This window comes from Cetobacterium somerae ATCC BAA-474, assembly GCF_000479045.1.
GTDB classification, from domain to species: Bacteria; Fusobacteriota; Fusobacteriia; order Fusobacteriales; family Fusobacteriaceae; genus Cetobacterium_A; species Cetobacterium_A somerae.
Genome location: NZ_KI518060.1, coordinates 42,731 through 57,869 on the forward strand (window position 1 = coordinate 42,731; position 15,139 = coordinate 57,869).

At 28.1% G+C, this 15,139-nt stretch carries 12 protein-coding genes; 9 read left to right on the plus strand and 3 right to left on the minus strand.

Features of this window, described 5'->3' with window-relative positions; translation table 11 throughout:
- Nucleotides 1-3: 3 nt before the first annotated feature.
- The 7 genes from HMPREF0202_RS00770 to HMPREF0202_RS00800 all read left to right on the plus strand — a co-directional run bounded on the left by HMPREF0202_RS00770 (nucleotide 4) and on the right by HMPREF0202_RS00800 (nucleotide 9,277).
- Nucleotides 4-1,308 carry a PhoH family protein gene (locus HMPREF0202_RS00770; RefSeq protein ID WP_023051567.1) on the plus strand — a complete coding sequence of 435 codons (1,305 nt, stop codon included), beginning with the start codon at nucleotides 4-6 and terminating at the stop codon, nucleotides 1,306-1,308.
- 77 nt (nucleotides 1,309-1,385) lie between these two features.
- Nucleotides 1,386-1,610 (plus strand): preprotein translocase subunit SecG, encoded by a 225-nt coding sequence (gene secG / locus HMPREF0202_RS00775; protein WP_023051568.1) that lies wholly within the window; start codon nucleotides 1,386-1,388, stop codon nucleotides 1,608-1,610.
- A gap of 69 nt (nucleotides 1,611-1,679) precedes the next feature.
- On the plus strand, nucleotides 1,680-2,909 hold the full coding sequence (locus HMPREF0202_RS00780; protein ID WP_023051569.1) for a replication-associated recombination protein A: 1,230 nt from the start codon (nucleotides 1,680-1,682) through the stop codon (nucleotides 2,907-2,909).
- 13 nt (nucleotides 2,910-2,922) lie between these two features.
- Nucleotides 2,923-4,164, plus strand: a complete 1,242-nt coding sequence (gene hisS, locus HMPREF0202_RS00785; RefSeq protein WP_023051570.1) for a histidine--tRNA ligase — start codon at nucleotides 2,923-2,925, stop codon at nucleotides 4,162-4,164.
- A 16-nt stretch (nucleotides 4,165-4,180) separates the two neighbouring features.
- The gene (gene aspS, locus HMPREF0202_RS00790) at nucleotides 4,181-5,965 is read left to right on the plus strand and encodes an aspartate--tRNA ligase (RefSeq protein ID WP_023051571.1); all 1,785 of its coding nucleotides are present in this window, start codon (nucleotides 4,181-4,183) and stop codon (nucleotides 5,963-5,965) included.
- A 324-nt stretch (nucleotides 5,966-6,289) separates the two neighbouring features.
- Nucleotides 6,290-8,002: an arginine--tRNA ligase gene (gene argS, locus HMPREF0202_RS00795; RefSeq protein ID WP_023051572.1), complete on the plus strand. Its 1,713-nt coding sequence runs from the start codon at nucleotides 6,290-6,292 to the stop codon at nucleotides 8,000-8,002.
- A 105-nt stretch (nucleotides 8,003-8,107) separates the two neighbouring features.
- On the plus strand, nucleotides 8,108-9,277 hold the full coding sequence (locus tag HMPREF0202_RS00800) for a putative manganese transporter (RefSeq protein WP_023051573.1): 1,170 nt from the start codon (nucleotides 8,108-8,110) through the stop codon (nucleotides 9,275-9,277).
- Between the two features lie 35 nt (nucleotides 9,278-9,312).
- Here the strand turns inward: HMPREF0202_RS00800 and HMPREF0202_RS00805 are convergent, their stop codons facing one another.
- Both HMPREF0202_RS00805 and HMPREF0202_RS00810 read right to left on the minus strand, forming a co-directional pair.
- Nucleotides 9,313-9,636 carry a hypothetical protein gene (locus HMPREF0202_RS00805; RefSeq protein WP_040405967.1) on the minus strand — a complete coding sequence of 108 codons (324 nt, stop codon included), beginning with the start codon at nucleotides 9,634-9,636 and terminating at the stop codon, nucleotides 9,313-9,315.
- A gap of 20 nt (nucleotides 9,637-9,656) precedes the next feature.
- Entirely contained in the window at nucleotides 9,657-10,859 is a 1,203-nt protein-coding gene (locus tag HMPREF0202_RS00810) for a class I SAM-dependent methyltransferase (protein WP_023051575.1), read from the minus strand.
- Between the two features lie 144 nt (nucleotides 10,860-11,003).
- Here HMPREF0202_RS00810 and HMPREF0202_RS00815 point away from each other — a divergent pair, with 144 nt between their 5' ends.
- Together HMPREF0202_RS00815 and HMPREF0202_RS00820 are read left to right on the plus strand one after the other, a co-directional pair.
- Nucleotides 11,004-13,133, plus strand: coding sequence for a heavy metal translocating P-type ATPase (locus HMPREF0202_RS00815; protein ID WP_023051576.1), 2,130 nt, complete (start codon nucleotides 11,004-11,006; stop codon nucleotides 13,131-13,133).
- A 76-nt stretch (nucleotides 13,134-13,209) separates the two neighbouring features.
- On the plus strand, nucleotides 13,210-14,199 hold the full coding sequence (locus HMPREF0202_RS00820) for a DNA polymerase III subunit delta (RefSeq protein ID WP_023051577.1): 990 nt from the start codon (nucleotides 13,210-13,212) through the stop codon (nucleotides 14,197-14,199).
- A gap of 9 nt (nucleotides 14,200-14,208) precedes the next feature.
- Here HMPREF0202_RS00820 and HMPREF0202_RS00825 read toward each other — a convergent pair.
- Nucleotides 14,209-15,139, minus strand: a 931-nt coding sequence (locus tag HMPREF0202_RS00825; RefSeq protein WP_023051578.1) for a 3'-5' exonuclease, incomplete at its 5' end; no start/stop codon positions are given.

Genomic DNA, 15,139 nt, shown 5'->3' on the forward strand with positions numbered 1-15,139 from the left:
TTTATGAGGAAAATCTATGTTCTAGACACTAATGTTTTAATACATGACCATCGTAGTATTTATAGTTTTGAAGATAATGAAGTTGTTGTTCCTATATATGTAATAGAGGAGATAGATAATTTAAAGAGAAATAGTACGACAGCAATACAGGCTCGTTTAGCAGCTAGAGAGCTTGATACCATAAGAAAAAAAGGGTGTATTGCAAAAGGGGTAGAGCTAGAGAAAAAGATTTTTTTCAGGGTAGAGATAGAAAGTGATTTAAATTTATTACCATCAGTATTAAAAAAAGACTCAATGGATAATATGATAATTGCAACAACTCTCGGAATTAAAAATAAAAATCCAGATATGAAAGTAATTTTAATAACTAAAGATATAAATATGAGAATTAAGGCAGATTCTTTAGGATTAGAAGTTCAAGATTATGAAACAGATAGAACGGATTATACGACGTTATATGATGGTTATGAAGAGATTGAAGTTTCAAGAGATATTTATAACAAATTTGATAAAGCTGGAAAAATAAATGTTTGGGAGTTAGGAAAAGAGTATCATTTTACAGAAAATATGTTTATTAAATTTAAATGTGGAGAAGAAAAAACTTTTGGAAGATATATAGGTGGAAAAATTAGAAGAAATTTAGAAGGACAAATATCAGCTTGGGGTGCAAGGGCAAGAAATGATGAGCAAGAATATGCAATGGAACTTTTAATGGATGAAAATATAAAAGTTGTAACATTAGTAGGAAGAGCTGGAACTGGAAAAACTTTATTGGCAATAGCAGCAGGATTAGAACAAGTTGTTGAAAGAGGGAAATATAAAAGATTACTTATAGCTCGTCCAATAATTCCAATGGGAAAAGATTTAGGATATCTGCCTGGAAGTGAAGAAGAGAAATTAAGACCATGGATGCAGCCCATATATGATAATATAGATTATTTAGCTGGGGAAAAAGGTGAAAAAACTGGAGAGAAAGTAATTTTAGGGCTTCAAACTATGGGGCTTTTAAAAATAGAAGCTCTTACTTATATAAGAGGAAGAAGTATTCCTAATGGATATATAATAATAGATGAAGCACAAAACTTAACTCCTCTCGAAGTAAAAACCATAATAACAAGAGCAGGAGAAAATACAAAGATAGTGTTAACAGGAGACCCAGATCAAATAGATAGTCCATATTTAGATTCAGACACAAATGGGCTTACATATCTATCAGAAAAATTAAAAAATGAAAGTATAGTAGGACATGTTACTTTGAAAAAAGGTGAACGTTCAGCATTAGCTGAGTTAGCAGCAAAACTTCTATAATTTTTTCTTTTATTTTATCAATATATATATTATAATAATGTATAAGATAAAAGACGAAATTTGGGAGGAGTAAAGTTATGGAGACACTTTTAACATTGTTTTTATTTATTTTTGCTGTAGCTTTAATAATATTAGTTCTTGTTCAACCAGATAGAAGCCATGGTATGTCAGGTAGCATGGGAATGGGAGGTTCAAATACAGTATTTGGAGTTTCAAAAGACGGAGGACCACTAGCCAGAGCAACTGAAGTAGTAGCATTTTTATTCATACTTTCAGCACTTCTTCTGTATCTAGTAAAATAGTTAAAAGAGTTAAAGGCGTGTTGGGGTACACAATACGCTTTTTTATTTTAAAAAATAGGTTGTGATTAAATGCAAAGTATATTTGGTGGAAATTTTGAAGATGCAAAACCTCTATCTACTCGTTTAAGGCCTCAGAAGTTTGTAGATTTTAAAGGGCAAGAAAAACTTCTAGGAAAAAATGGTGTTCTTAGAAAAATAATAGAGGGTAAATCTTTATCTAATATGATTTTATATGGACCATCAGGCTCTGGAAAAAGTTCATTGGGTGAAATAATATCTAAAGAGTTAAACTATAATTTTGAGACTTTAAATGCAACAGTAGCAAGTTTAAATGATTTAAGAGAGATTGTAGAAAAAGCTAAAAGAAATTTAGAGTTATATGGGAAAAGAACAATTTTATTTTTAGATGAAATTCATAGATTTAATAAAACTCAACAAGATGCGTTATTGTCTTATACAGAGTCAGGAATATTAATTTTAGTTGGAGCTACTACTGAAAATCCTTATCATAGTCTAAACAATGCACTATTATCAAGGTGTTTAATCTTTGAATTTAAACCTTTAACAAGAGATAATATAAGAGAGATTTTAATAAAAGGTGAAAATTTATTAAATTTACAACTTCCCGAAGAGGTAAGAGATGTTATTTTAGATATTTCTCAAGGAGATAGTAGAGTAGCTTTAAATTACTTAGAATTATATAAAAATAGTTGTATGGGATACTCTAAAGAAGAGATAATAGATATTTTCAGAGAAAGAAAAGCCTCTTATCATAAGGAAGAGGATAAATATAATATAATTTCAGCTATGATAAAAAGTATAAGAGGAAGCGATCCAGACTCAGCAGTATATTGGTTAGCAAGGCTTCTTCATGGTGGAGAGGATCCACGATATATAGCAAGAAGAATATTTATCCATGCAAGTGAAGACATTGGTATGGCTAATCCAGAAGCTATGTTAATAGCAAATAGTGCTATGAATGCAAGTGAAAAAATAGGAATGCCAGAAATAAGGATAATTTTATCTCAGGCAGTTATTTATTTAGCAATATCAACAAAAAGTAATTCAAGCTATATGGCAATAGATAAAGCTTTAAAAGATATAGAGGATGGAGACTTAGAACCGGTTCCAATACATATAGGGACTGGAGCGGTAGGATATAAATATCCTCATAATTATGAAAATAATTTTGTGGAGCAAAAATATAGAGCAAATAGAAAAAAATACTATATTCCAGGAAATAACAGAAATGAAAAACTAATTGAAGAAAAATTAGATAAATTATGGAAATTAAAATAATTGAGGTGATAAAATGAAGCTAATTAAAGCGGTTAGAGGAACTAAAGATATATTTGGAGATGAAGGAATAAAGTATGACTATATAACGAGGACAGCTCAAGAGTTTTTTGGGAATTATGGGTACTCAATGATAAAAACTCCTATATTTGAAGAAACAGATCTTTTTAAAAGAGGAGTAGGAGAGGGAACAGATATCGTTGAAAAAGAGATGTATACTTTTCAAGATAGAGGAGAAAGAAGTATCACTTTAAGACCAGAAGGAACAGCAGCTGTTGTAAGATGCTATTTAGAAAATAAGATATACGCGAAAGAGGAAGTTTCAAGATATTTTTATGCAGGGTCTATGTTTAGATATGAAAGACCTCAAGCAGGAAGACAAAGAGAGTTCAATCAAATAGGTGTAGAAGTTTTAGGTGAAAGCTCACCGATTTTAGATGCAGAAGTAATTGCAATGGGATATTCTTTTTTAAGTAAAATCGGAGTTACTGATTTAGAAGTAACTATAAATTCTGTAGGAGAAAAAGAAAGCAGACAGAGATATAGAGAAACTCTTTTAAACTTTTTAGAACCAATGAGAGAAGAGCTTTGTGATGATTGTAAAATGAGAATGGAGAAAAATCCACTTAGAGTTTTAGATTGTAAAGTAGATAAATGTAAAGAGTTAACAGCTGATGCACCAATTATAACAGACTCTTTATCAGTAGAAGAAAAAGCACACTATGAAACAGTGAAAAAATATTTAACATTATTTAATGTAAAGTATAAAGAGGATCCAAGACTAGTTAGAGGATTGGATTATTATTCAAGTACAGTTTATGAGATTGTGACAAATAAATTAGGATCACAAGGAACTGTTTTAGGTGGAGGAAGATATGATAATCTTCTAAAGCAACTTGGAGATAAAGAGATACCTGCATTTGGATTTGCAGCAGGAGTTGAAAGAATCATGATGCTTTTAGGTGAGGATTTCCCAAAAAGAGAGTTAGATGTATATATAGCTTGGTTGGGAGAAGCTACTATGGATTCTGCATTTAAGTTAGCTAATGATTTAAGACTTTTTGGAAAATCTGTTGTAATAGATTATGCTTCAAAAGGAATGAAAGCTCATATGAAAAAAGCTGATAGAGTTGGAGCAAAAAATGTTATTATAATAGGTGAGGATGAGATGAATAAAGGTGTTGTTATGCTAAAAGATTTCATCAATAGAACTCAAGAAGAAGTAAGTATAGAAAATATAAAAAATATATTAAAATAATAGAAGGAGAAAAGCGATGACGTATTATAGAACTCATAACTTAGGGGAATTAAGAGCTTCAAATATTGGTGAAACAGTTACTTTATCTGGATGGGTTGATACAAAAAGAGACTTAGGTGGATTAACATTTATCGATTTAAGAGATAGAGAAGGAAAAACACAAATAGTTTTCCATACAGATGTAGCAGAAGTTTCAGTTGTAGAAAGAGCACAAAAATTAAAAAATGAATCAGTTATAAAGGTTGTAGGAGTTGTAAAAGAAAGACAAAGCAAAAATGCTAATATTCCTACTGGTGATATTGAAGTATTTGTAACAGATTTAGAAGTTTTAAATAACTGTGATGTTTTACCATTCCAAATATCTGGAGATGAAAATTTAAGCGAAAATATAAGATTAAAATATAGATATTTAGATTTAAGAAGATCTCAAATGACTAGAAATCTAAAAATGAGACATAAAATGATTATGTCAATAAGAAACTATATGGATGAAAAAGGATTCCTAGACGTAGATACTCCAATTTTAACAAAGTCAACACCAGAGGGAGCAAGAGACTTCTTAGTTCCAAGTAGAATTAATCCAGGAGATTTCTATGCTTTACCACAATCACCTCAATTATTTAAGCAATTATTAATGATTTCTGGAGTAGAAAAATATTTCCAAATTGCTAAATGTTTTAGAGATGAAGATTTAAGAGCTGATAGACAACCTGAGTTTACTCAGTTAGATATCGAAATGTCTTTCATAGAGCAAAAAGATATTATGAATGAGATAGAGGGATTAGCTAAAAGAGTATTTAAAAATGTAACAGGAGAATCAGCTGATTACGAATTCCCAAGAATGCCTTATGCAGAAGCTATGGAAAGATTTGGTTCAGATAAACCTGATACAAGATTTGGTGTTGAATTAAAAGATTTAACAGATATAATGGCAACTTGTGGATTCAAAGGATTTAAAAGTGCAGTAGAAGCTGGTGGAATCGTTAAAGCAGTTGTAGCTCCAGGAGTTGCAGAGCAATTCTCAAGAAAAATTTTAACTGAATATGAAGATTATGCAAAAACATATTTTGGTGCAAAAGGAATGGCTTGGATAAAGTTAACAGAAGAGGGAGTTAATTCCCCAATAGCTAAGTTCTTTACTGAAGAAGAGATGAATGCAATCATAGCTAGAACTGAAGCAAAAGTTGGAGATGTAATAATGATTGTAGCAGATAGAGCAAAAGTTGTGTATGGAGCTTTAGGTGCTGTAAGATTAAAGTTAGGAAAAGAATTAGGATTGATTAATAATGATGAATTTAAATTCTTATGGGTAGTAGATTTCCCTATGTTCGAATATGATGAAGAAGAGCAAAGATATAAGGCTCAACATCACCCATTCACATCAATAAAAGCTGAAGATATGCAGTTATTCTTAGATGGAGAAATGGATGAAGTTAGAACTAACTCATACGACTTAGTATTAAATGGATCTGAAATTGGTGGAGGATCAATAAGAATATTTAATCCTGAAATTCAAAGTAAAGTATTTGAAAAGTTAGGTTTATCTAAAGAAGAAGCACAAGAGAAGTTTGGATTCTTTGTGGATGCATTTAAATATGGAGCACCACCACATGGAGGATTAGCTTTTGGTATTGATAGATGGTTAATGGTAATGTTAAAAGAGCAATCAATAAGAGATGTAATCCCATTCCCTAAAACAAATAAAGGTCAATGTTTAATGACAGAAGCACCAAGTAAAGTTGATGATAAGCAATTAGAAGAGCTTTATTTAGATTCAACATATAATTCAGAAATAGTTTAGTTATAAAAAATATACTATTCATAAGGATTTTTTAATTGAAAAAATAATATAGAAGTGATATAATTGTCTTAAGAATAAATATTTCTGGTCTACTCGCTATTATCTGGAGGTTTTGGGCCTAAGGTCGCTATTGGGATTGGCGCTGTTATTTATAGTTCAGAAAAGTCACGGAAACCCTTGTTTCACGGACCCTGTGTATAGATAATATCTGGTTACCACTTATAAGAAATGGCGACCAAAACCGTAAGGAAGGCGGTAGACTGGAGTTATTCTTTTTAGGACTTTCGAGTCCTTTTTTTTTATTTCACGATGAAAGGAGAATAAATGTTAACTATTGAAAAACAAATAGAAATAATTTTATTAGAAACAGTAAATAATCTTTATCCAGATAAAGATTTAAAACCAATAGAGATAACTGTAGCAACAAATGAAAAATTTGGAGATTTTCAATCAAATTTTGCTATGATGAATTCTAAAATAATTGGTGGTAATCCAAGAGCTATTGCTGAGAATGTTGTAAATAACATAGTTGAAAATAGTGTAATTGATAAAATAGAGATTGCAGGACCAGGATTTTTAAATATATTTTTAAAAGATTCATATTTAGGAGATTTAGTTAAAAAGATTTCAAAAGAGGATTATGAATTTAAAGGACTTAATATAGAAGGAGATGTAATAATAGATTACTCTTCGCCGAATATAGCAAAAAGAATGCATATTGGTCACTTAAGATCAACTATAATCGGAGATTCGATTAAAAGAATGTATAAGTATTTAGGTTATAATGTTGTGGCAGACAATCACATTGGAGATTGGGGAACTCAATTTGGAAAACTGATAATAGGATACAGAAACTGGCTTAATCAAGAGGCTTATAAAGAAAATGCTATTGAAGAATTAGAAAGAGTTTATGTTGAGTTTACAAGACAAAGTGAGGAAAATCCAGAACTTGAAGATCAAGCTAGAGAAGAGTTAAAAAAACTTCAAGATGGTGATAAGGAAAATTATAGATTATGGCAAGAGTTTATAAAAGTTTCTCTAGATGAATATGCAAAGTTATATAATAGAATGGGAATAAACTTTGATACATATTATGGTGAATCTTTTTATCATGATTTAATGCCAGGAGTAGTTGAAGAGTTAGAAAATAAGAAAATAGCAGTTGAAGATCAAGGAGCAAAAGTTGTATTTTTCCAAGAGGAAGAGAAACTACATCCTTGTATTGTTCAAAAGAAAGATGGAGCATTTTTATATGCAACTTCAGATATAGCAACTGTTAAATTTAGATTAGCTAATTATAATGTAAATAAATTAATATATGTAACAGATGAGAGACAGCAAGATCACTTTAGACAATTTTTTAGAATTACAGATATGTTAGGATGGAATGTTGAAAAGCAACATGTTTGGTTTGGAATAATGAGATTTGCTGATGGTGTGTTCTCTACTAGAAAAGGAAATGTAATTAGATTAGAGGAACTTTTAGATGAAGGTAAGAGAAGAGCTTATGAAATTGTAAATGAGAAAAATCCAGAATTATCAGAAGAGGAAAAAGATAATATAGCAGAAGTTGTAGGAACAGGAGCTATAAAGTATGCTGATTTATCACAAAACAGACAAACAGCAGTTATTTTTGAATGGGATAAAATTTTAAGCTTTGAAGGAAATACGGCTCCATATTTACAATACTCTTATGCAAGAATTAAATCTATATTAAGAAGAGCAAAAGAGCAGAATAAAGATGTTAAAGAGGATGTTATAATAAAGTTTGTAGATAAAACAGAAAGAACTTTAGCTCATCATTTAACACAATTCCCAGGAGTTATATTGAAAGCAGCTGATAGTTGTAGACCAAATTTAATAGCTGATTATTTATTTGAATTATCAAAAAAATTCAATAGCTTCTACAATGCATGTCCAATATTAAATCAAGAGGATGAAATTTTATATTCAAGATTGTTATTAGCTGAAAGAACAGCAGCAGTATTGAAAGAAGGATTGAATATTTTAGGAATAAATACATTAGAGAGAATGTAAAACTAAAACCAGTGTGAGAGCACTGGTTTTTTTATAAAAAAGAATAAGAGAAAAACTAAGTATAACAAGATTAGATAGTAAGAATTTGTAATACGAGGTGAAAGAATGGAGTGGATTTATCTTTTTTATAATGTTACTGTAGAGGTTTTTTATAAAGTTGGTGTTTTTGTATCAATATCTTTATTATTAATTGGTTTAATAGATTACAAATTTAATGGAATAATAATAAAACTATTAGAAAAAGATAGGAAAAATCAAGTTTATTTTTCAGCATTATTAGGGTTAGTTCCAGGTTGTGGAGGGGCAATAGTTGTAGTTCCAATGTATATTTTAGGAAAAGTAACTTTTGGAAGTTTAGTTGCAGCTTTTATAACAACAATGGGAGATGCTGCCTTTATTTTAATTGTGGGAGATATAACTGCATACTTTAAAGTATTAATAATAAGTGGAATAACTGGAGTAATTTGTGGTTTATTTATAGATTATTTTAAGATTGGTGAAAATATAGTTATAAATAAAAATAAGCAAATGGAAAAAGGGAAGGACTATGTAAATGAAGAGAGTGGACATAAACATCACAAACATATAGCTCATAAACAAGGAGATATAGTTGATAAAGTTTTACATAGAAGAACAGATTTTAAATATGTATACTTAATGACTCATAATATATGGTACAAAATATTTTGGCTTTTGGTAATAATCTCTTTTCCTTTTGCTTTGGAGCATTTATTAGATGCTCATACACATGAAAATCATTTTATAATTGAGTATATGAATATAAGTGGTAGTATAGGAACGATTTTATGTATTTTATATACTTTATTAAGTAGAAAAGGAATACAGGGCAGTAACTTTGACAAAACTGAAAGTAAATTAGGATCAATAAAAGAAACTTTAATACACACAGCAGAAGAAGTGGCATTTTTAGTAAGTTGGGTTTTTGTGGCATTTTTAGGGTATGAGATATTATTGAGATATATAGGTGGAGCTGAAGGCTTAAAACTATTTTTAGAAAACAAGGGTTTTTTAGTAGTAATCGGGGCAGTCATTATCGGGTTAATACCAGGTTGTGGACCTCAAATATTATTAGCTGCTATCTATATATCAGGTGGAATTCCATTTTCAGCGTTGGTAGCTAATGCAATTTGTAATGATGGAGATGCATTATTTCCATTGTTAGCGTTAAGTAAAAAGTCAGCTTTACTAGTTACCTTATATAATGTAATTCCAGCTTTATTAATTGGAGGTTTTTTATATTTATTAGAAACTTAAAAAGCAGATGGTTATAGACCATCTGCTTTATTAGTTTAAATTTCATCTAAAAAATCTTCTAATGAAACTAAAGGTTCTAGAAGTTCTAAATAATTTTTATTTGTAGTAGTAGTTACTCGATTAATTTTTATAAGATCTTTATCTGCTAAGATAGAGGCGTTTTCATTTATTTCATTTAAAGAATAGTCTTGTAAAAGATTCTGTAAGTCAATTGTTGTTAAGATTTTTTTTTGTAGTTCTTTTGTGCTTCCATTAGCCATACATCCAAGAGTTATAATCTCTTTTTCTTCAAAGATATCTCCTTGAGAATGAAACTTTAGAAGTTCTCTAAAAATTTTGTCTTGCAGTAATTTGTTCATAAAAATCATCTCCTGATATATTATTTTTTAAAATAATTTTTAAGTAAACTATCTAAAAGCGGATTAACACCTAAAAATTGTAAGTATCTATTATATTCTTTTCTTTTTTCTTCTAGTTTCTCTTCTGAAGGAGAACCTAAAATAGCCTTGATTAGAATATTTTTAGGAGTATGTTCCATATCTATGAATTCCATAACTTTTGTATTATAACCACAAAGTTCTAAAGAAAGAGCTCTTAGAGCATCTGTGGCTAAAGAACTAAATCGTTCTTGTAAAATACCATGATTCCCAAAAGGCGATAGAACTCCTTTTAATTCTGTTGTTGGGGATTTATCTATTTTTTGATTTATTTCTGACTGGCAGCAAGGTACAGCTAAAATAGCTTTAGCACCTAATTCTAATCCTTTAAGAATAGAGTAGTCAGTAGCATTATTACAAGCATGTAGTGAGAATATTAAGTCAACATCTTTAAAAATATCAAAATCTTTAATATCTCCTTTTAAGAACTGTAAATTATTAAAGTTTAAATCTTTAGCAATGATATTACAATGGTTAATAACATCCTCTTTTAAATCTAAGCCGATAACATCAATATTTAAATTTTTAATATTTTTTAAATAATGATACAAAGCAAAAGTTAAGTATGATTTACCACATCCAAAATCAATTATTTTCATTGAATTACCAATAAGTTTTTTTTCTTGTAACTCTTTTAGTGTATCTTCAATAAATTCTAAATATCTGTTTATTTGTCTAAATTTATTAAATTTTTCTTTACTAACTTTTCCGGCTTCAGACATAACTCCAAGTCTAATTAAAAATGGGATAGGTGTGTTATCTTGTAAAATATAATTTTTTTGTTTATTGTGTGAAAGTTCTAATATTTTACTTTCAGTATTTTTTCTTTTTATAGAAAAACCTTTTTTATTTTGTAAAACTTGAATCTCTTGATTAGATGTAACTATTAAAATTTGTTTAAATGTATCAATAATTTCATCCAAAATGTTAAAGCTATCAGCTAAAAGTTCATTTTTATGAAAAGCCTTATTATTTGCAAAACTTTCGAACTGTATAAAAAAATCTTCTTTTATTTGAACAGGTTTTAAATTTATTTTTTTATAAGAACTTTCTTTTGTAGGATTTGAAAAAATTCCTTTTATAAAATTATTATCATTAATACTATCTTTAAAAATATTTAAAATATCATTTTTTAGGTATTTCATATTAAACTCCTTATTTTCAATAATCTATATTATACTCTGTAAGAGAAAAATATTCAAAAAATTTTTGACAAAAATGTCAAATTATGGTATTTTAGAATCATAGATATAGGGGGTATAGGTATATCAATATAAGGAGATGAAATGATGAAAAAAGAGTATGAGATTGAAAATCTCCACTGTGGAGGTTGTGCATCAAAAATTCAATATGAATTGGATAAATTAGCTGAATTAGAAGGTGTTAATGTTGATTTTTATACAAAAAAATTGAAGTTTATACTAAAAGAAGAGGTAAATGAGGATGAACTTATTGAAAAATTAAATAAAATTGCAGATAAAGTAGAACCAGGAACATATTTTAAAAAAGTAAAAAATGATGATAGTAAATTGAGTGAAGATGAGGATACTCACGAACATAATCATTCTCATGGCAACGAATTAATTTCAAAATTAGATTTAATTATTCTAACAATTGGAATTACTCTTTTTGTTGTTGGATTAACATTACCAAAGAGTTTACAAAAAGATATAATTTTGATTATAGCATATGGACTATCGGGATATGATATATTGTTAAATGCTTTAAAAAATTTAAAAAGAGGAAAATTTTTAGATGAGAATTTTTTAATGAGTATAGCTACAGTTGGAGCTTTAGCTTTAGGTGACTTTGGAGAAGCTGCAGGTGTTATGATTTTCTATAAAATAGGTGAATTCTTTCAAGATATGGCAGTTAATAATTCAAAAAAATCTATAGAAAAATTAATGAGTATAAAACCAGAGTTTGCAAATGTAAAAGATAAAAATGGGATTATAGAAATGATGAATCCTTCAAAAGTAAAAGTAGGAGACATATTAATTATAAAACCTGGAGAAAGAGTTCCTTTAGATGGAGTTATTGTATCAGGAACAACAACATTAGATAAATCAGCTTTAACGGGAGAGTCAGTGCCAGTTATAGGTGAAGTAGGAAGTGAAATATTAAGTGGATCTATAAATATAAATGGTACTATTGAAGTAAAAACAACAAAAATATATTCTCAATCTACTGTTAGTAGAATAATAGACATGGTTCAAAGTGCTGGAAGTAAAAAAGCACATGCTGAAAAATTTATAACAAAATTTGCAAGATATTACACACCATTAGTTGTTTTTATGGCTATTTTAATAGGATTTGGAGTTCCATTATTTTACGATGGTAACTTTAAATTATGGTTTAGTAGAGCACTTATATTTTTAGTAATCTCTTGTCCATGTGCATTAGTTTTATCAGTACCTTTAACATTCTTTAGTTCTATTGGAAAAGGATCAAAAGATGGAATATTGATAAAAGGTGGAAATTATTTAGAAAGATTAAAAAATATAGATACAGTTGTATTTGATAAAACAGGTACTTTAACAAAGGGAAGTTTCAAAGTAACAAAGGTTGAGGTTATAAAGGGATCAGAAAAACGTCTAATGGAATATGCTAAGGCAGGTGAATTTTATTCAAACCATCCTATAGGAAAAGCTATATTAAATTATGGAGATGTTGAAATTTCAGAATGGGATATACAAGGACACAATGAAAAAGCTGGATATGGGGTAAATGCTCTTTATTCTGGAAAAGAGATTTTAGTAGGAAGTAGAAAATTCTTAGAAAGTCATAATATCAATGTTGAATTACCAGAAGCTTTTGGAACAGTAGTTTATGTTGCTGTAGATTCTGAATTTATTGGAAGAATTTTTGTAGAAGATGAGATAAAAGAAAACTCAAGAAAGACAATAGATGAGTTAAAATCACAGGGTATTGATGTGTATATGTTAACTGGAGATAATAAAAAAACAGGTAAACATATTGGAGATATTTTAGGAATAGATGAAGACAAAGTATGTACAAATCTTCTTCCGCAAGATAAAGTTAGTAAGTTAGAAGAGATAAAAAGTAAAAGTAAAAAAGGAACTATATTCGTGGGAGATGGAATAAACGATGCTCCAGTATTAGCTATGGCTGATATCGGAATTTCTATGGGGAAATTGGGAAGTGATATTGCAATAGAAAGTTCAGATATAGTTTTAATGAATGATGATCCTTATAAAATAATAGAAGCTTTACATTTGGGACAAAGAAATAATCAAGTTGTATTAGAAAATGTAGGGTTTGCTTTAGGAGTAAAAATAGTAGTTATGATTTTAGGAGTTTTAGGAATTGCAAATCTATGGTTAGCTATTTTTGCAGATGTAGGAGTATCGGTATTAGCTGTTTTAAATGCATCTAAAATTTTAAGTAAAAAAAATTAAAGAATATAAAGAGAGTTCGTATACTCTCTTTTATTTTTTGTGTTATAATATATAAAAAAAGAAAAGGGAGATAGATATGTTTTATTTTGTTTACGGAGACACTCCACTTCCGTTAAAATATGAAGAGTTAATGGAAAAAATAAAAAAGTCAAATCCTAGCATTCCAATGAAAGTCTATGATGCTTCTCAAAATGAGGAAGATAATTTTTTAGAAAGTATTTCAATAAACTCTATGTTTGCTCCAAAGGAGTTAGTAGTTTTAAAAAGAGCTGAAAAAAATAAAAAGTTAGATCAATTATTAAAAATAGTTGGAGAATATGATCTCACAAAAAAAGAGGTTGTAGTTGTTTATGAAGAAGAGTTAAATGATTATGGTAAAGCAATAAATGAGGTTGGAAAAAAGGTTTTAACAAATGCAGAGAAATTAGGAAAAGTAATTGTAGCAAGAAAAGCTTTAGAGAAAAAGGGTATACACTTTTTTATAGAAAAAGAGTTAGAAATATCTGAGTATGAGGCCGAAAAATTAGCAGAAATTTTAGGTGATGATTTTTTTAAAGTAAAAAACGAAGTAGAGAAAATAAAGAGTTTTTTAGATGGAAAAACATTTATATTAGAAAAAATTTTACCTATCTTATCAGTAAGTGATGAGTATAATTTAAAAAAATTAGTAGAAGATTTTATGATTGAAGATAATATGGAAGTATTACTAGATTATTTAAAAAAAAGTAAAGAGTATATGTTATTTTTATATTTAATTTCAGAAGAGTTAAGTTTAGCATTAAAATTAGTAGGGTTAAAGAAAAGTGGAGATTTAAGAGAAAGTATTTCGTATAATGATTTTAAAGGAAATACATATGAAAAATTAAAAAAATATTTTAAAAATAATAGAGGATACATTAGAGAATATCCTATTTTTTTAAAATTAAAATACATGTCTTTATTTAATGAACAATTTTTATTAAAAAAAATAGAAAAATTATTGAAAGTTGAATTTTTAATAAAAAATGGTGGAATAGAAGAAAATATAGGTATAGAAAAATTTATAATTGATTTTAAAAGAGGGTAGTTTTTTAAACTATCCTCTTTTTATATTAAAAAAGCTAGAATCAATATTTTCTATAAATTGAGATGGAGTTTTAAATAATCCAAAGTCACCATAAAAAGATAAAGGATAAGACAAAAAGAGTTCTTTTTTGGCTCGAGTTAAAGCTACATAAAAAAGTCTTTTTTCCTCCTCTAGATTAAGAGCATCACCTATTGAACTTGGAATGATACCTTCTAAAAGAAGAGGAATAAATACATAATCCCATTCTAATCCTTTAGAACTGTGTATGGTTAAAAATGAGAGAGTTATATTTGTATTATAAAATTTATGTTTAAAAATATTTTCTAAAAATGGATTAGAAGCAACATTAAATTTGATATTAGAAGATTCAAAGAATTTGATAAACTCTTCCATGTAAATAAAGTTTCTAAAAAGAATTCCAATCGTAGCAGTTGGATTCAATTCTAAAATATCTTTGATTTTATCAAAAATAAATGAAATTTCATTAAAATGATTTTTAAAAATATTTAGATTAGGTTTTTTTAAAGAGCTATCTTTAGTTATAAGTGATTTTCTAAAACAATATTTTAATTTTTTAGAAAATTCATTTGATAAGTGTAAAATAGGATTGGTACTTCGATAGTTTTCTTTTAAAATAATAGTTTTAACATTGGGAAATTCATTAGAAAAATTTAGAATATTTTCCATGGAAGTTCCTTTAAAACCATAAATACTTTGATAGTCATCTCCAACAACCATGAGATTAGAATTTTTAGCTAGTAATTTTAAAATATGAACTTGTAAATTATCAGTATCTTGATATTCGTCAACCATAATATATTGAAAATCGATAATAATTAAATTTAGGCTTAATAGTTTATAAAATTGAATAAGTAAATCATTAAAAGAATAGAAATTTTCTGTTTTTTTTAATAATTCAAAATTATTTAAAAAATTTATA